The 17,026-nt window shown below is 65.6% G+C and carries 14 protein-coding genes; 5 read left to right on the top strand and 9 right to left on the bottom strand.

The features are described 5' to 3' along the window. Nucleotides 1-34: 34 nt before the first annotated feature. Nucleotides 35-484: an Hsp20/alpha crystallin family protein gene (locus BLP38_RS00350; RefSeq protein WP_091351693.1), complete on the bottom strand. Its 450-nt coding sequence runs from the start codon at nt 482-484 to the stop codon at nt 35-37. Between the two features lie 139 nt (nt 485-623). Here BLP38_RS00350 and BLP38_RS00345 point away from each other — a divergent pair, with 139 nt between their 5' ends. Both BLP38_RS00345 and BLP38_RS00340 read left to right on the top strand, forming a co-directional pair. Then, nucleotides 624-2,675, top strand: coding sequence for a prolyl oligopeptidase family serine peptidase (locus BLP38_RS00345; RefSeq protein WP_091351692.1), 2,052 nt, complete (start codon nt 624-626; stop codon nt 2,673-2,675). Nucleotides 2,676-2,720: 45 nt separating this feature from the next. Next, nucleotides 2,721-4,151: a DUF3459 domain-containing protein gene (locus BLP38_RS00340; protein WP_091351691.1), complete on the top strand. Its 1,431-nt coding sequence runs from the start codon at nt 2,721-2,723 to the stop codon at nt 4,149-4,151. A 12-nt stretch (nt 4,152-4,163) separates the two neighbouring features. Here the strand turns inward: BLP38_RS00340 and BLP38_RS00335 are convergent, their stop codons facing one another. Both BLP38_RS00335 and BLP38_RS00330 read right to left on the bottom strand, forming a co-directional pair. Beyond that, nucleotides 4,164-4,586 (bottom strand): organic hydroperoxide resistance protein, encoded by a 423-nt coding sequence (locus BLP38_RS00335; RefSeq protein ID WP_020097977.1) that lies wholly within the window; start codon nt 4,584-4,586, stop codon nt 4,164-4,166. A 13-nt stretch (nt 4,587-4,599) separates the two neighbouring features. Next, nucleotides 4,600-5,022, bottom strand: a complete 423-nt coding sequence (locus BLP38_RS00330; protein WP_020097976.1) for a MarR family winged helix-turn-helix transcriptional regulator — start codon at nt 5,020-5,022, stop codon at nt 4,600-4,602. 100 nt (nt 5,023-5,122) lie between these two features. Between BLP38_RS00330 and BLP38_RS00325 the strand changes: the two genes are divergently transcribed. Then, the gene (locus BLP38_RS00325) at nt 5,123-5,755 is read left to right on the top strand and encodes a ThuA domain-containing protein (RefSeq protein WP_091351690.1); all 633 of its coding nucleotides are present in this window, start codon (nt 5,123-5,125) and stop codon (nt 5,753-5,755) included. Between the two features lie 311 nt (nt 5,756-6,066). Here BLP38_RS00325 and BLP38_RS00320 read toward each other — a convergent pair whose 3' ends face one another. The 3 genes from BLP38_RS00320 to BLP38_RS00310 form a co-directional block, all read right to left on the bottom strand. Next, complete coding sequence (locus BLP38_RS00320) at nt 6,067-6,453, bottom strand: hypothetical protein (RefSeq protein WP_091351689.1); 387 nt, start codon at nt 6,451-6,453, stop codon at nt 6,067-6,069. Continuing rightward, entirely contained in the window at nt 6,443-6,814 is a 372-nt protein-coding gene (locus BLP38_RS00315; protein ID WP_091351688.1) for a hypothetical protein, read from the bottom strand. The genes BLP38_RS00320 and BLP38_RS00315 overlap by 11 nt, the downstream gene beginning before the upstream one ends. Before the next feature lie 334 nt (nt 6,815-7,148). Continuing rightward, complete coding sequence (locus BLP38_RS00310; protein WP_157681056.1) at nt 7,149-7,691, bottom strand: hypothetical protein; 543 nt, start codon at nt 7,689-7,691, stop codon at nt 7,149-7,151. Between the two features lie 1,017 nt (nt 7,692-8,708). On the opposite strand from BLP38_RS00310, the gene BLP38_RS14180 reads away from it, so the two are divergent. Then, nucleotides 8,709-9,197: a hypothetical protein gene (locus BLP38_RS14180; RefSeq protein ID WP_157681055.1), complete on the top strand. Its 489-nt coding sequence runs from the start codon at nt 8,709-8,711 to the stop codon at nt 9,195-9,197. A 256-nt stretch (nt 9,198-9,453) separates the two neighbouring features. Beyond that, nucleotides 9,454-10,599, top strand: a complete 1,146-nt coding sequence (locus BLP38_RS00305) for a hypothetical protein (protein WP_157681054.1) — start codon at nt 9,454-9,456, stop codon at nt 10,597-10,599. Nucleotides 10,600-11,237: 638 nt separating this feature from the next. Here BLP38_RS00305 and BLP38_RS00295 read toward each other — a convergent pair. The 3 genes from BLP38_RS00295 to BLP38_RS00285 all read right to left on the bottom strand — a co-directional run bounded on the left by BLP38_RS00295 (nt 11,238) and on the right by BLP38_RS00285 (nt 16,692). Then, the gene (locus tag BLP38_RS00295; protein WP_091351684.1) at nt 11,238-11,612 is read right to left on the bottom strand and encodes a hypothetical protein; all 375 of its coding nucleotides are present in this window, start codon (nt 11,610-11,612) and stop codon (nt 11,238-11,240) included. A gap of 379 nt (nt 11,613-11,991) precedes the next feature. Beyond that, nucleotides 11,992-14,322, bottom strand: coding sequence for a hypothetical protein (locus BLP38_RS00290; protein WP_091351683.1), 2,331 nt, complete (start codon nt 14,320-14,322; stop codon nt 11,992-11,994). 402 nt (nt 14,323-14,724) lie between these two features. Then, nucleotides 14,725-16,692, bottom strand: a complete 1,968-nt coding sequence (locus BLP38_RS00285) for a hypothetical protein (protein ID WP_197672423.1) — start codon at nt 16,690-16,692, stop codon at nt 14,725-14,727. Nucleotides 16,693-17,026 lie beyond the last annotated feature (334 nt).

The following is a 17,026-nucleotide window of genomic DNA, read 5'->3' as shown; positions in this document are numbered from 1 at the left end:
GGGGCGATTCGTCAGAGCGGGAGCGCTCCGCCGATCACTGGTCGATCGGCTGCGGCTCGCTCTCGTGGCTCGCGATGGTCGGGGCCGACCCCTCAGCGACGACCTCGACCTTGCGCGGCTTGGCCTTCTCGCTCACCGGGATCGTGACGGTCAGGACGCCGTTGTTGTAGGTCGCGGTGATGGCGTCGGTGTCGATGCCCTGGCCGAGGTTCAACTGGCGCAGGAAGCTCGCGGTCTCGCGCTCGCGCGTGATCCACTTCACCCCGTCGGCAGCGCCCACCGTGCGCTCGGCGCGGATGGTAAGCAGCTGGCCGTCGACGTCGATGTCGACCGAGCCCGGGTCGATGCCCGGCAGGTCGGCATTCAGGACGTAGTGGTCGCCGTCGCGGTACAGGTCCATCGGCATCCGTCGCGGGCCGCGGCGCGTGTCGAAGAGGGTCGACGCGATGCGGTCGAGGTCACGGAACGGGTCGTAGGTTGCCATGATTCTCTCCTTCGATGTTGTGGTCTCAAAGTTGAGCCCCAGCGGCTCAAGTACACTCAGATTAGCACTCTGCCCCATCGAGTGCCAACGGTTCTCGGACGGCGAACGCCCCCGGCGGCGACGGCCGTAGGCTGGCGACATGAGCGCCTCCGAGACCGCCCCCGAGCCCGCCGACCCGTTCCTCTGGTTGGAGGACATCGACGGTCCCGACGCCCGGGCCTGGGCGGCCGATCGGACCGCCGAGACCGAGGCGGCCTTCTCGGGCGACACCCGCACCGCGCTCGAGCGCCGCCTGACCGGCATCCTGCAGGACCCCGATCGCCTCGTCGTCCCGAGCCGCCACGGCGATCTCATGTACGACCTGTGGCGGGATGCCGCGAACCCCCGTGGCCTGTGGCGCCGGACATCCCGCGCCTCCTTCGCCGCGGGTGAGCCCACGTGGGAGGTGCTGCTCGACGTCGACGCGCTCGGCCGCGAGGAGGGCGTCGCGTGGGCGTTCGCGGGCGCGGCGCACGGACCTGCCGGCAGCGGCCGCGCGCTCGTGCGGCTGAGCCCAGACGGCGGCGACGCCACCGTCGTGCGCGAGTTCGACCTCGACGCGGGTCGTTTCGTCGACGACACCCCGTTCACCCTCGACGCCGAGAAGACGATGATCGCGTGGGTCGACCGCGACACCCTCCTTGTCGCCACCGCCCTGCACGGCGGCGGCGTGACCGACTCGGGGTATCCCATCAGCGCCCGCGCCTGGCGACGGGGCGAGTCCCTCGACGACGCGCCGCCCATCGTGACGGGTGTCGCGTCGGATGTCGGCGTGTTCGCGCACGTCGACCGCACCGGCGGGGCGGCGACGCCGATCGTGGTCATCGCGCACGACTTCTTCCACTCCGAATCGTGGGTGTGGGACGGCGGCGAGCCGCGTCTGATCGCCGTCCCGCAGGACGCGAACGTGGACGTGCACGGTGACCTCGTCACCGTCCGGACCACGACCCCGTGGCGCATCGGCGACACGACGCATCCGTCGGGCACCCTCCTCATCGGTCCGCTCGAGACCGTCACGGAGGGCGACGGGTCGGGCCTCCGCGTCGCGTTCGCCCCGTCCGACACCGCGGTGCTCGAGGCGTGGACGTGGACCCGCACCCGCCTCGTCCTCACGATCCTCGATCGCGTGCAGAGCCGGCTCGTGTCGCTGGACCCCGAGACGCTCGTCGGTGTCGACATCGAGCTGGGTCTCGGCGACGCCGACCTCTTCAGCGCGAGTGTCGCCACCGCCGACGACGACGAGGACGACGAGCTGTGGGTGGTCGCTCGCGGCTTCCTCACTCCCCCGACGCTCCTCGTCCTCGAGCCGGGTGCGGAGCCGCGCGTCGTCGATCGCAGCCGCGCCACCTTCGATGCCTCCGGACTCGTCGCCGAGCAGCACTGGGCGACGTCGGCCGACGGCACTCGTGTGCCGTACTTCGAGGTCGGCCCGCGCGAGCGCTCGGGCGCCCTTCCCGTGCTTATGAACGGCTACGGCGGGTTCGAGCACGCGCTGACGCCCGAGTATCCGACGATCGTCGGTCCCGCCTGGCTCGAAGAGGGCCGGGTCTACGTCGTCGCGAACATCCGCGGCGGCGGCGAATTCGGACCCGAATGGCACCTGGCCGCCCTCCGCGAGAACCGCCACCGCGCGTACGAGGACTTCGCCGCCGTCGCGCGCGACCTCGTCAGCCGCGGCGTCTCGACCCCCGACCGGATCGCCTGCCACGGCCGCAGCAACGGTGGCCTGCTCGTCGGCAACATGCTGACGCAGTACCCCGATGACTTCGGCGCGATCGTCTGCGGCGTGCCTCTTCTCGACATGCGGCGGTACACGCGACTGTCGGCGGGTGCCAGCTGGATCGCGGAGTACGGCGACCCCGACGACCCGGCCGACTGGGAGTTCGTGAAGACCTTCTCGCCGTATCACCTGATCGAGCCCGGGCGGCGGTACCCGGCATCCCTCATCTACGCGGCCGCGAGCGACGACCGGGTCGGCCCCGTGCAGGCGCGCAAGATGGCGGCACGGCTGGCGGACGAGACGGATGCCGAGGTGCACTACCTCGAGCCCATCGAGGGCGGTCACTCCGGAGCGATCGACGCGGCCTCGACCGCCGCACTGCACGCGACGATCCACGCGTTCCTCGACCGCACGGTGGCGCGCGCCGACTGAGCGGCGGGGGCCCGCCCTCTACGCTGGGGGCGGGAGGTCCACCGCATGAGCACCATCGGGGCCGTCGAGGATGACCTCGCGGCGACGCTGTCCGCTGTCGCGGAGCGCGTCCGCATCGACGACGCCGCGGCCGAGCGGGTCCGCCAGCACGTCCCCGGGCTGCGCGCGGCGCTGGCCCGACGCGGATCGTCTGCCGATCTCGTCGACCTCGTGACGGCGGCGGTCGTCGCCGCGAACGGTCGCTCCCTCGACCTCAAGGTGCACGGCGAGCAGCGCGCCGCGAACCCCGTGCGCACGAGTTCGCGGTTCGCCCTCGGCGCCGCCTGCTACGCCGACAGGTACGCCGGCAACCTCGCCGGGCTCCGAGACGAGATCCCCGCGCTCCGCGACCTCGGCGTGAGCGTGCTGCACGTCCAGTCACCGTTCGCCCGCCGGGAGGACGGCACGATCGACCTCCGTCGCGGCGACCCCGGCCTCGGATCGATCGACCGCCTCTCCGACCTGGCGGGCCGGCTTCGGCTGTCGGGGATCTCGCTCGCGGTAGACGTCCCCGTTCGCGATGATCTCGCCGGGCTCGTCGACGACCTTCTCTTCCTCGCCGGGCGCGGTGTCGAGTTCTTCCTGATCCCGGATCGCGACACGGTGGACGTCATCGCCCCCGTGCTGGCGATCGGTGCACCGGGGGTCGATGTGCTCCCGGCATCCCCCGGTTCAGCTCCGCTCTGGCACGCACTCGCCACAGGCGACGCCACGCCCCTGCAACGCGCGCTCGAGGCACGTGACGGCAGTATCGACGTCGCCGCCGTGCGGGATGCGGACGCCGTGGTGTGGCGGACGGATGCCGCCGAGCTCACCGCTCGCTACACGGACGGCTCGTCGTTCGGCCGCGGCCTGCCGACGGCGGACGGCGTGGCCGGGACGACCGCGTCGCTCGCCGGGGTGGAGGCCGGCGACCCGCTCGGCGAAGCTCGCGTGGCCCTCGCGCACGCGTTCGTGCTGAGCGTGCCGGGCCTACCCATGCTGTGGCTGGGCGACGAGGTCGGGCAGCTGAACGACCCGACGTTCCGCGACGATCCGGAGCGTCGTGACGACCCGCGATGGACGCACCGAGGTCAGAAGCCGCGCGATCGCTACGCGCAGCGGACGGATGCCGCCACCTCGGCCGGCCGCATCCACCGCGACCTCACGAAGCTCATCGCCGTCCGGCACACGACCCCGGAGTTCGACGGGTCGCGCCTGGTCGGTTTCGGGGTACCCGCGGCATCCGTCGTCGGGTACCAGCGCCCCGGGAACGGCACCGTCGTGCTGGTGCTCGCGAACGTCGGCGCAGAGCCGGCGCACGTCCCCGCGGTGACACTGTCGGGCTTCGCCCATGTGGCTCTCGACCTGGTCGAGGGTGTCGAGGTCGGAATCGACGAAGGGCTCACGCTGCCCGCCTGCGGTTTCCGCTGGCTGCGCGTGAGCCCTGTCGTCTGAGTCAGGCGGAGGTCAGTCCTCGACGACCGTGACGGTGACCTCGATGTTGCCGCGCGTGGCGTTCGAGTAGGGGCACACCTGGTGTGCGGCGTCGGCGAGCGCCTGCGCCTGGTCGTGCGGGAGGTTCGGGATGACGACCTCGAGCTGGACGGCGAGACCGAAGCCACCCTCGCCGTTGGAGCCGATGCTGACGCGCGAGCCGACGCTGGTGTCCTCGAGGGTCACCTTCTGGGCGCGGGCGACGGACTGCAGGGCGCTGTGGAAGCACGCGGCGTAGCCCGCGGCGAAGAACACCTCGGGGTTCGGAGCGCCACCGGCGCCGCCCATCTCCTTGGGGACGCGCACGTCGGTGTCGACGAGGCCGTCGACGGTGCGGACGTGACCGTTACGGCCGCCTCCGGTAGCGAGTGCTTCTGCGGTGTAGAGAGCTTCCATGATGTCCTTCGGGTCAGGAGGCGATTGCCTCGTCGGTGGTACGCATGACGCGGTTTAGGTCGTGGACCACGTCGAGCAGCATCCGCGCCTTCTCCTCGTCGAGTCCGGTGCAGCGCGCGATCTCCGCGCCGACGACGGACAGCTCCGAGCGGAGCGCACGGCCGTCGTCCGTCAGCGAGACCTCCACGACGCGGTCGTCGTGAGGGCTGCGCGAACGGGAGACGATGCCGCGCGCCTCGAGGCGGCGGATGAGCGGCGAGAGGGTGCCCGAGTCGAGGAAGAGCTCTGCGCCCAACTCCTTGACCGACCGGGGCTCCTGATCGCCGAGAGCGACGATGACGAGGTACTGCGGGTACGTCAGCTTCCACGGCGCGAGCACGCGCCGATACGCCTGGCCGAAGGCGTGGCTGGCCGAGTACACCCCAAAGCACACCATCTGGTCAGTCGCTCTCATATGAATATCGTTGCATGCAATTGAGTTGCGCACAACTTAACTAGGAGTGAACGGTCGGCGGGATCGCTCGTAGAGTAAGCGGATGCGTCGTGTACTCGTCTTCTCGGGCGGTGCGGATTACGCCGACCCGTGGCATCCGTTCGCCGAAACCTGTGCGATCGTGGCCGAGGTGCTTCGCGAGGACGGCGGTGACGTCACGGTCGTCGACACGCTGGACGACCTCGCCGCGCGGATCGACGCTGCGGACCTGGTCGTGATCAACGCTGGCGGCGGCACCGCGCCGCATCCGCTCGACGCACGCCTCGCTGAGATCATCGCGGGGTACCGCGGACCGCTGCTCGTCCTGCACGTCGCGGCGACGTTGCTGCCGGAGCACGCGGCGTGGGAGGCGCGTCTCGGCGGACGCTGGGTGCGCGACGTGACCTTCCACCCCGAGCGCGGCCCTCTGCGCGTGCGTGCCCTCTCGGCATCCGTTGCGGATCTGGCCGACCTCGACACCGTGGACGAGGCGTACTCGGCGCTGCGGGTCTCTCCCGAAGCCGACGTTCTGCTCGTGCACGACGACGCCGACGGCGTCGCGCACCCGCTCGCCTGGACGCACGAGAGCGACGGATGCCGCGCCGCCTACAGCGCGCTCGGCCACGACGCGGCGGCGTACGCGTCGCCGCTCGCTCCGGAGGTCGTCCGGCGGCTCAGTCGCTGGCTGCTCGCCTGACGCTCCCAGAACAAGAACAGCCCCGCCGAAGCGGAGCTTTTCTCTGACTGTCACAAACAGTCTGTGCCGAAGGAACTCGAACCCCTAACGTTCTGATCCATGCGCACAGCCGCCCGACAAGAAGCGCGCGGTCCTGCATCTTGGATGCCGACCGCAAATGCATGGCGCATACTCCAGCATCGGCCTGAAGCGCATCGCCGACTCCGCGCGCGATGAGGATCCTTTTGCGGGCAGTGTGCGTTTGACGGACGTCCTGGGCAGGATAGGTCCACCGCGTTCAACAGAGCGGCTGCTCGGGTGAGCCGTCCGATCTACTGTGCTTCAGCCTCTTCCTTCATATCGTCTAGATCATCCTGTAGCTCCGGGAAATCCTTGACCGTTGCATCGTTGATTCCGCATGCGACTTCACGCGGGTCGTCGAGCGGTAGCAGGTAACTGCTGCCGTCTTCAGCCGAGTCACGGAGCTCCTGACTGATGCTGATGCAGTCGAACAGCGGAGGGGTGAACGCATCGCTAACCACTTCGACCGTGGGCGCGGCAAAGGCCGCCGAGGTCGCGACTAAGACGGCCGCGGTTGTCGTTCGGATCCAACCCCGGAACCCGCGCTCCTCTGGCTTGGCTGCGTCTTCCGCGCGCTTGGCGGCGGACTCCGCGCGTTGTCGAGCGGCCTTCGCTCTCCGCTTCGGGTCAGCCCCCATGCGCAGCAGCAATCTCGGCTGTCAGGGTCCGCAGTTCCCGCGCGGCTTGCCTGCCTTCCTGCTCGAGTCGCGACAACGTCGTCAGTCGCCAGATCGCCGTCGAGATGACCAGCGTCACGATGACTATCAGCGCGACGACATAGGCGACAGACGGCAAGCTCCCCGGGAGGAGTGCTGAGGCGACCAGAATCAGGCCGAGAATTGCCACCACGAAGTTTGATGCGCCCGACCACTTGTCCACTTGTGCGACCCGCTGACCTATGCGGCTTGCCAGGACCTCCGTGTGGGCGGAGTGTTCGTCCAATACCTCATACAGCGACGCGGACCGCTCGTCCTCTGCATCGTAGAAGTTCTCAGGCATGGCGCCGAACGTATCGCTGCTCCTAGAACCGCCGCAAGAGCTCGCGCGTCGTATCACCCGAGCACCGCCCGCGGGGGGACGAATCGTGCTTGAGCCTGCCCCCCATCGCCTTACGGGCAACGGCGCGTCAAGCTGCGAAGCGCGCATCTCGGCTCAGCCGGGAGTGGCCGGTCGGCTGGCGAGCCGTCGACTGCGATCTACGACGCTCTGGTGCATGTCCTCTCGCGACCGCTGCTGATGCGCAACGATTTCGAGGAACACCGCGAGGGTCTCATGCAATGGCCTCGATCAGTCCCACGCCGTGAACGCGGCGCCCGTCAGCTCGCGCGGTAAGTCACGCCTCTTGTCCTGGACGGGGCACTCGCCATGCCCATTCCTTCTTGCCTTTGCGGCGGGAGAGTCTCACCGCCTTCTGCGAACCGAGGTCGCGCGTCGGCTCCGAAAGCACGATCGTGCGCTGGATCAACCATGGAACGAACGGGTGCTGCCAATAGAACTCGATGATGATGCCCTCGCCGACCGCGGAGACGATCTCGTTGGTGTAGCCGTCGTGCGTCCCGATTCCGAGATCGTTGGGATCATCAGAGCTGCGGAGGAACATCCACCGTCCGGTCCTCGGGGGGATGTCCTGACCCCACGGGTCCGCCCCGGTGCCAGAGTGAGCCGTCCCGTCCGCCCGCAGGATGTGCCATCCCAGGCGGATGTTCTTGATGGACTGATTGCTGCCCGTGTTGTGTACCCCGACGACACCGTGCTCATTCAGGCGCAGATCGGCCTTCGGGCGCGTGCAGACGTAGGCGATGACCGACAGCAGGGTAATCAAGCCCGCCGAAAGCGTAACAATCGTACTGGCCTGCGCTAGTCCTTCCCATGTCATTGAATCAATGTAACGGGGCGATGCTAGCTCTCCTCACAGCCGCGACGAGCGAACGCCGATAGCGTCGGTCACGCGTTGCGGCGGTCGTCGGCGATCGCGTGGCACCTCGGGGGGTGTCGGAAGACTCCGACGTGACGCCGGAAAGGGCCGGGTCGTTAACGATGCTGTCGACGGCGACCTTCGGCTGTTAGCCGATCACCATCCCTAATCGGGCGATGCCCGGTGACGGAGTCTGACCGTGCGCTGACGATCGCTAGCTCTCGCGCGCAGGCGGAGTTGGGCTGAAGGCGCCTTGCAGCCTTCGAGTCACACTCGCCCGCGTGCGCGCGTCGCGAAGTTCCATTCGCGCCTTCAGCAACCTAGAGCGAATTCGACCGACGTACCGGTTCCGACGTACGTCGCGGACCCAGCGGCTGCCACGCGAATCTGAGAAGAATAGGAAGAGCCGGTCATCGACGCGAGCGCTAGAGCCTTTGGCCCCAGGGAGCATCGGTGGCGACGCGCCATAGAGGAGAGTGATCGACGCGCGGGCGCCTGGCCGCAACCCGAATTCGTCAGTGTCGTTGAGCACTCCCCGCGATTGCATCCGGGCGTGCGGGTGCGAACGAATGTAGATATCGGGGATCGTTCGATCGCTCACGTTCTCAAGATGGAGGACGACTCGCCAACCCGTCTCGCGGCTTAGAGCAGATTCTGTCCAGGCGTTGAGGTCATCTGCCTGTGCTCTTCGCGCACGGCGTCTATCCCAGGCGTAAATGACCGCTGTTGCAGCGAGCGCGCCCACGGTCCCTACAGCCGCGAACCAATCCGCCCAACTCCCTGGTCCAATCTTTCTAACGAAATCGGCGACCGAGCTGATCGCCTCGGTGGCCCACTCAATCACCCTAGAACCCTAGCGGCGCGGCGCGACCTTGTTGGAAACCGATCCCTCAGCGGGCGCTGCTCGTTGAGGGATCGCCTCTATGACCGCGTCGCGAAAATCGCGAGAGCATCGCCACGACGCGATAGCTTCAGGTAGTGAGTATCGAACTCGGATCCGTGCTGAGCGCGGTGGCAGCGTCGCTCATCGCTGTTGTCGGTTGGGTTGGTCCACGCTGGCGCAAGGAGGGTCGACTACTCGCGCGCATCAGGAAGCTCGGTCAAGCTCACGCCGCGCTACCTGATTCAATCGAACGGACAGAACTCGGTGTCACTCTCACCGCACTGGCGAAAGACCTGAACGCGTGGAACGCGACGGATCAACGACTCGTCCGCCGCTGGCGAATCTGGACGACGACCGCAGCTCTCGTTGCTTCGTACGCGGTGGTTCTCGTTGTGTGGCCGCCGACCAGCCACAGCCTCGGCAGTGTCTGGCTGTCATCGCTCTTGGTCGGAACGATCGCTGGCGCCGTATCGGTCGTGATCATGGAAGTCGCCGAGTGGGTCATCGCGCAACGCACGGCTGGCGCGCTACGTGATGAACGAGAACTGGCGTTCCGGGAAGGCCGTCGCCCGCACAGCGCCTGACTCCGCCGAGCGGTCGATCCTTAGCCGATCAAGGCGCCATCGGTACGCCGCCCGGCAGCTTCGTTCGTGGTCGATTTCCGGGCACTGCCCATCGGGGTGGTTCGCGAGCGGGCTACATCTCGTGCGCTGGATTCTGGAGCGTTCGTGGTCAACGCCGCCGCCTGCAGGGGTTTTCGGCTCGATCGGCCAAGAACGTGATCGGGGAGGTCCCCGCGCGCTGGGGTAGACGCTCGCGGGGCACAAATACGCTGGACTTGTGCCTGCGCCCATGTTCTGGTTGCCCGACCATCAGACCCATGCGCTCTACACCGCTACTCACGTGGACTCGACCATCGAGCAATTGTCGATGGTGCTCGAAACCTATCTCCGTCCCCCTGGGCCGCTCGACATTCGCTCCCGCCTCACGCTCACGACGGAGGACGTCATCCTCGTCGGTGTCGCACCATTGCCTCAGTCTGTACCGCGCCTGCTCGCGGACGCTCTCAACCAAATGCGAAACGTCCTCGAGCACTCGCTCAAGGCGGAGGTGGACCACCGACTCGCGCGCGGCATCACGACCGACGAGGCTCGAGCGATCGAGGTCCCGGCGACCGGCTCAGAGGAAGCGTTCGACGCTTGGACGCGGCACAAACACCGCAAATCGCACGGATTGTTCGCGAGGGGGTCTGACCTCGGTGAGCGGCTGGCTCGACTCCAGCCCTGGAACCGCAAAGATTCCGACCTGCATCCACTACGGCGGCTCGTCGCGCACACCAACGCGGCTAAGCACCAGGCGCCGGCGCTCACGACCGTCCGTGTCGGGAAGGTGCAGCTCGACTCGGCCCCGCGGGATCTTCAAGAGACCGGCATCGGTGATATCGGCTCAGTAATTGTTTCTGTGCCTCGGGGTACGCGGGAGGGCGTGTCAGTGTGGCCGCAGGTGGCTGTGCGCCGTCCCCACACAGGCGAGCTACGAACCCTCATGTGGGAAGTGCGCGAGATAGAAGAGTGGGTTCGTCGCATCGCTCTGCCCATCCTCATCGCTGGGCGAACCGACCTCCCCGAGCTCCGGCCGCACCTCGACACGAACCGCGGATACAACCGCGCGAAGGACGCGTGGACGGCAGCTAGACCCATGTCCGCGGCAGTCAGAGCAAACGTGCGTATGCAGGCAATCGCGCTGCGAAGCGACATTGCGGACATGATGGTGGCCGAAGACGGCGAAGAGAGCCGAAATGCATACACCAAGTGGTTGGAAACGCTCGACGATGCGCGCGTCGTGACGATGTTCGAGCCATTAGGGGAGGCTGCAAAGGGGCGCGACTTCGAGAGCATTGCTCGTATTACTGGGCAGTGGCGAGTCGATGCTGGCGTGGAGTTGGGAGAGGACAATCGGGTGCCGACCTCGCAACACCCTCGCTGACCGCCCAGAGACCGCGGGAACCGGTTCATGAGACAGGGGAACTGCGGGGGAGGAATTTGGTCGCCCCGGGCGGGCCAAGCGCGACCCGAATCGCTATTCGGGCAACGAAAAGCAAGCGGGGCCGTCGTGGGCGATTGCTACTGTCCGCCGCGCTGGTCGCCCTCGCGTACCATACCGCGCCCTAACGCGATAACCACTCGGATCCTCATCTGGGCGACGATCGCTTGCGGCTCCCCGCTGTGCTCGTAGCGTTGCGGTGCGGTCGTCAGCCGGGAGCCGTCGATGGCACCCAAGCCGCGCATTGATACCGAGGGCAAGGCGATCACTACGAAGGGGATCGGTAGGGCGCGTGCTCCCGCCCGCAGCGCAGACGGCCTTCTGAAACATAGTCGCTAACATGCGCGAGTGAGCGCATCGTCGTCACTGCCTCGATCGTCCATAAGGAGCTGGTTCGCGCTCTGCGTCTCCTTCGTCGTCTTCGGTGCCTCGGTCGTGGAGGCGTGTGGGTGGGTTGGCAGATTCGGCTCGGAAGATGGCTTGCCCATCTCGTGATCACGAACATAACCTTCGGACGATGGGCCGCTGAGGTGTTCGGTACAAAGCTCTGCAAAGAGGCCAGCGCCCTGCTTAGGCCGGGATCACTCGCGGGGGTCGATACTCGGGTCGCCGAAGAACCCGACGACGACTGCGTCGAGCTCTTCGGAGAGTGCCCGCACAGCTGCTGGGTCGAGGAGGTGCGTGACGCCATGCACGGTGACGGCGGCGGCCCGGTCGCCGTGGGCGTTAACCATGTGCAACAGAGCCTTGGTCGTCTGAGCATGCAGGAAGTGGTCGTGCACCCCGAGGCGCACCACCATGCACTCATCGGCGTCGGCATCGGTGCGTGCGGCCGCTACCTTGGCAGCGTTCAGCCGCCCAAGCGGGTCTGCGCCGTCGGCCTCCTCGGCGACACCAACGTGACCGTGCGGCCAGTTCGCCTCGAAATCGGGCTCGTGGGTCTCGTGCCTGCTCACCTCAGCGACGCTAGTGCACAAGAGGCGATCGTCCGGGTGTTCGCTATCGATCGTTGGCTCAAGTCCATGCTCCAGACGCCGATAGTGCCAGCGTTGAGGCTGACCAAACATGAATTGCTTCATTCATACGCGTGACCACCTTCCGCAGATTGGGGAACCGAGTTCCGAAACAGCGAATTGCGAGGAGTGCGACGTAGAGGAGGAGGAATCCTCCGACCAACCAGAAAAATGCGCCCGGAGCTGGGGCTCCCGCGATGGGCTTCAGCCAACGATCATTTCGACGCTACCAGCGGTCGGGTCATGGCCGCGACTGCTCAAGCCTGCCTCGGGCGATCCCAATACGGGCGTTGCCCGGAGATGCGACGCTGACGGTCGCCTGCTACCTCCGCTTGCGCTTCTTATCCTTGCTTCGGGTCGCGGGCCGGCGAGTCGGAGGTGGAGGGCTCGACATCTTGTCAGGCGGAAAGAGCCCAACTATCAAGCGATCCATTTCGGGGTCGGGTGTTGGGAGAGTGCCATCGTAAATAACCTCGACGAGGGCCGCCGTTTCCTGGTCGAAAATGAAGACGGCGCCCCGATTGAACTTCAATTGGTATTTCTTGGCCCGTACATAGTCGCGGGCCAAGTCCGCGACCTGCTTGAGTGCTTGGGGTGCCGGGTTTGTCATCCACACCAGCAACCAGGCGTCACTCAGTCTTGTGCCGAGTGGCACCGTCTGCGTGCGTTCCCGTCCCCTCGCGTCGGGTGCAGCCAGCAACTTCTTTGGAATCCGAACCATGTCCGCTTGAGCCTTCGTCGACGCGGATAGCAATGTTGCACCGGTGCTGAGCCAGCCGAACGACTTGCGGCTCTGCAGCTCGTCCACAAACTCGGTCATCGGGGACCCGGTGAGGCGGGGCTTAGCGATAGGGGGACGGTCTGGGTCAAGTTCGGCGTAGTGCCAAGCATCGAGCGGGTCGGTTCGGCTTGTGATGAGGGTCGGTCGCTGCTGCGTGCGTCGTCGAACGTCCGCGGTGCGTGGTGCGGTGACGTACGGAAGCTCAGCGACCATGATGTTCGGGTCGGGTGAGACGTACAGACCAGCCTCGTAGAAGTAGAGGAAGAGGTCGAGTTCGTCTGGGGCCGTGTACGCGAGCGATACCTCCGGGTCGCGTCGACGGCGAAGGTATAGAAGGAACTCAGCTGGCCGCTCCACGATTCGAGCGATCAGCTGGAGGTCGTGAATAGATACGACCCAAGGGATGTGCTCTGCGTGGAGCACGCTGGCAGCGACGAGGTCGCTGGTCGCTGTCGCGACGCCGGAGAGGTCTTCGAGGCTCAGCGCCACGGTGTGGATTTCGCGGACGTGGGCGAGGTCCAGCCATCCCTCTTGGTGCAGCCTTACACCGTCGTCGTTCTCGAGGCGTTCCTGTAGACGACTGGCCTGCTCCGAGGCTTTGGTGATGATGCCTGTGAGATCACGACGCAACCGGCGTGTCTCGCCGGCACGGGTCTCGGGAGTGATGGCTACGGCTTTGGCTTCGACGATGATCGCGACGTCATCCAGCAGGAACAGGAGGTCACCTTCGACCTTCTTCGTGTATCCCGTCGGTGGGCCTGCGGCCTCTGTGTCGCTTGCCGGTGCGAAGTAGTCAAACGAAGCGTAAGTAGTGACTCCCGGTAGCAGCCCTTCGAAGGCGGCTCTCCCGAGATTTTCAAGGAGCGTGCCACGCCACTTCTGGTACCGCTCCCATTCGGGAAGCGCCTTCAGTTCCTGCTCCAGGTTCTCGCGGACGGCGGGCAGGACGAGTGCGTCGTGCACGAGCATGAAGGTTCCCCGTCCGGTGCGCACCACAGGGTTGGTTCGTAGCGGATTGTCGCCGCCGATGAACGCGTCCAGCCTCTCGCGAGCATTGGATCCCCCGAGATCGAGCGCGAATCGGTTGAGCACGGCCTCGACAACCCCGATGTCCCGTCCCAGAGAGTCAGCGATTTCTGACGCCGGGATGGCGACCAGATCTGCGGTCGGCTGCCACCCGACATTGTGCGCAGCCCGCGCCCGGTTTCGAGTCTCAGCGTCGGGGGAGGTTGCTCCTCGCTTCGACGCCTCGTATGCGTCAAAGAGTGACTGGAATCCTGCCTCCAAGCGGTCGTTCATTCTTGCGACCTGCAAGTCGTGCAGACGCGTGAGGACGGCTACTGCGTCGCCCTCGTTGAACCCAAGATGGGCTGTCAGTGCATCCCGCACTTCCTCCTGCCCAAACAATGCGTCGTAGGTGGCTTGCACCATGTCCGGGTAGGACGTGCTCCGTATCCAGACCGACGTGGACCGCGCGGAGAACGCGAGAAAGTCAAGATCGTCTGCTGGGCGATCGCGAAGCGTGATCAGTGTCCGCGTCTGCACTAGCTCGATCAGCAATCCCACCGACTCGGCCCAGTCGTGGGCAGCACGATAGAGGGAGTTCGGCTCTTCATTCGCAGCCGAACCGTCACTATCCCCGACACTGGCCGTTTGCGCCAGAAGTGTTAAAAGCTCTGCCTTGACGATGCCGCCCTCAGTGTCAGGCTTGACCTGTCCTGCCATTGACCACGGTAGGCAAGCGATGCGCGCGAGCTCCACGATCCTTTCGGGCTTATGGGGGGCGAGTGCGTCGCAGAGCCCCGTCAGTTTGGCATCGATGCGACGGTCGAGTTCGTCCAGCGGTGACTCGTGGTCCGCCAGTTCCATCATCAGCGCGATCTGACGATCGACGGACTCCGCAATGGACTGACCGTGGGGGTCGAGCGAGCTAGTTCGAGCTCGTGCCGCGCGTCGGTTGGGCTTCTGCCTCCGAGACTTTCGTTGCGTCATGCGTATACCCAACCATCTGTCCCCGACATGCCCGAGCTTCAGCGACGCACGCGTTACTCACATATAGCCGGGCGCGAGCGCCCGATCCACGGTCCTCTTGAGGGCGGTCGTGACTGCTCGCGTCCCAGCCGTCGGTGGATCCGCTCGGGATCGCGCCTAACCGCTTTCACCACCGTCCACCAGTGAGCCGATCGGTCGGCGAGATAGGACCCACGATCGTCCGGCATCATTGCCGATCGTCCTAGCGTGACGGAAGGGTCGCGAAGCGCCAGAGTGAAACTCTCACGCGTGGAAAGGGTTCGCCTGCTGGTGGGAGGACGCGATGCAGAAGTCATCGTTGATCTTGACGACCAACGCAATGGTCAGTCGCAGCGCGTTGATGTAAGTCGCGAAGTGTTCGTCTTCGCTGTCACGGTTGGCTTGCGACCCGTGGAGGTATCGGTTTCGTAAGCGAGGTCCGTTGCTGAAGTCCACTGAGTTGAGCATGTAGTTGAAGTAGTCGGCTTCGGCGTCCGTGAGAAGAGACGAGCGGCGCGTGGTCCAACCCTTGGCGACCATGGCGCCAGCTTGTGCGCGCCCCGCCTCCGAGAGATGGAAAAAGTTTGCCGCTTCTGTCGAGAACAGTGCCGCGAGAATCTGGAACCGCTCCGGGTTGATGATGCAAACCCGGGATCCCGTGTTGCGCACAACGTCCTGTTCGATCAGGAAGTCGATGCTCGGCCGCTGGTAGTCCTCGAAGTCGTCGTAGGCCACCTCATTCTCGACGAGGAGTCTCGCGGCAGAGTCCGACTTCAGGTCCTCGTTGATGTAGGCCAGAGAGGACTGGTCTGAGAACAGCAGGTGGATGATGGCGTTGAGGTCGTCGCTGCCGGTCGGGTAGAGGTACTTTCCGGTCACCAGACTCGGGATTTCCCGGTATCGAACTTGCTCGGATGCGACTTCGAGCAGTTCGCGATCGAGTTCACCCTCCTGGACGTACTGGTTGTACTGGTTCGCCGCGCTCTCCATCTCCACGAACAGATGTCTGACCCGCTGAAGGTGCGAAGCATTCCTGTCTGACGGGGTGAATGAGAAGCCCTTCGCTCCGAACTGCTCGACAAGGTACTTCTCGAAGAACCACGCGATCACCCACTCCAGCTCAATGCCTTTCGAATCGAGAAAGAAGTGATATAGCCGTGTCTGCAGCATTGTTCGTATGTCTGTTGACTGGAACTCTGCACCGACTTTGTACTCGTGCTTTCCGGTCGTGCCAATGATGCGCTCCATGACCCCGAGCTGCGCGGGGTAGGACGGCAACACCAGGAGCGCTTGCTGATCGACGAAGCCGAAAAGGTGTTGAAAGTTGTTGAGGATACTTGGGTAGTCACACGATTCTTCCAGCCACCGCCTGCTGTACCGATAGCGAGCTATCCATCCGTCAGAGGTGTCGACCTCGGACGTGACGGGCGCGTTCTGGGTTTCAGAGATGCCGACGTCGCATCCTGTCTTGAGGCCCGAGTTCTCAGCGAAGAAGGCCTCGGTCATCTGTTTCGACCGTCGCCTTGCTCGAAGCCTGAGTTTGGCGTCCACTCCAACCTGCGGAGTGTTCTTGGCAGTCGCGATTAGCCCGACGTAGTTGGGGTTCGCGTCGACGCCGTCTATGTACCGCTCGATAACCGCGCGCGCGGCGGCTGGTGTCAGACTCGACGGGAGATGCACTTCCTCGCGCACGTCGGCTTGCAGGTAACGTCGGATCAAATGCTCGGCGCCTCGCGGAGCATTGCGCAGTTCGTCGAACATCTCGGCGTCGTAAGCGTCTACGAGCTTCTTGCTCGCGAGCATGTCGCCGAGGTGAGCACCGGCGGCATAAAGCGCTGGAAGCACCGTCGTGCTGGGAATCCGTCGAAACACCCCGTTCCGGCCGAGCAGGTCAATGAGGTCAGCGCTGTACTCGCGGCCGACGCCATGGACGGCAACCGCAAACCCGACTTCGTCCATTGCGGAGAAGTGGCGGGCGACTGCGCTTCGGATTGCGGGGATCCGCTCAAGCGCTCGATCCCGCTCTTCATCGGTGTAACCCAATGGGAGGAATCCGTGTTCGAGGTACTGCTGCACGTTGTGAAGTTCGAGGATGTCCGCCGTACTCCGAGGCGGTTCGTCTGGATCAAATGCCTTAACTAACTCGGCAACCCGCTGAACAAACAACCCCGTTGCCATGTCGTTCGGCCCATAGAACCGCACCCGGCGCACTTCCTCGACCTGGTCACTCACGCGTACCTCTTCCCCTGGCAAGCACAGTATGAGGGATCCGACAGCGCCGCATCCGCGATCGGCCGTAACGCTCGTGCGGCGTCGACAGTGAATAGCGCGCCTCGGGCGGCTGTGGGTAGGTGAGCGCGCGTAGGCCGGTCCTCTCTCGACCGCAGCAGAGTCGAGGTTCGCGACGCCGTCGCAGGGGCCTCGCCTTCGTCCCGGATAGCCCGCCCGGGCGATCGCGCGATGACGGTACGACCAGCGCACACCAGCCGGAGTCGCTCCGGTGTCCACCTGCGTGCTCGCATTGCGGAGCTCGGACGCGCGCTGACCAGCCTGTGTCAGACGAGCA

It is taken from the genome of Microbacterium sp. LKL04, from assembly GCF_900102005.1.
Classification (GTDB): domain Bacteria; phylum Actinomycetota; class Actinomycetes; order Actinomycetales; family Microbacteriaceae; genus Microbacterium.
This window is presented reverse-complemented; position numbering and strand designations above follow the sequence as displayed.

Bases quoted from the DNA above. Each gene is read 5' to 3' on its own strand.
- BLP38_RS00345 (WP_091351692.1), top strand. From the start codon at position 624: ATGAGCGCCTCCGAGACCGCCCCCGAGCCCGCCGACCCGTTCCTCTGG.
- BLP38_RS00320 (WP_091351689.1), bottom strand. From the start codon at position 6,453: ATGGGGGCTGACCCGAAGCGGAGAGCGAAGGCCGCTCGACAACGCGCG.
- BLP38_RS00335 (WP_020097977.1), bottom strand. From the start codon at position 4,586: ATGGAAGCTCTCTACACCGCAGAAGCACTCGCTACCGGAGGCGGCCGT.
- BLP38_RS00325 (WP_091351690.1), top strand. From the start codon at position 5,123: ATGCGTCGTGTACTCGTCTTCTCGGGCGGTGCGGATTACGCCGACCCG.
- BLP38_RS00340 (WP_091351691.1), top strand. From the start codon at position 2,721: ATGAGCACCATCGGGGCCGTCGAGGATGACCTCGCGGCGACGCTGTCC.
- BLP38_RS00330 (WP_020097976.1), bottom strand. From the start codon at position 5,022: ATGGTGTGCTTTGGGGTGTACTCGGCCAGCCACGCCTTCGGCCAGGCG.
- BLP38_RS00315 (WP_091351688.1), bottom strand. From the start codon at position 6,814: ATGCCTGAGAACTTCTACGATGCAGAGGACGAGCGGTCCGCGTCGCTG.
- BLP38_RS00350 (WP_091351693.1), bottom strand. From the start codon at position 484: ATGGCAACCTACGACCCGTTCCGTGACCTCGACCGCATCGCGTCGACC.
- BLP38_RS00310 (WP_157681056.1), bottom strand. From the start codon at position 7,691: ATGACATGGGAAGGACTAGCGCAGGCCAGTACGATTGTTACGCTTTCG.
- BLP38_RS00290 (WP_091351683.1), bottom strand. From the start codon at position 14,322: ATGATGGAACTGGCGGACCACGAGTCACCGCTGGACGAACTCGACCGT.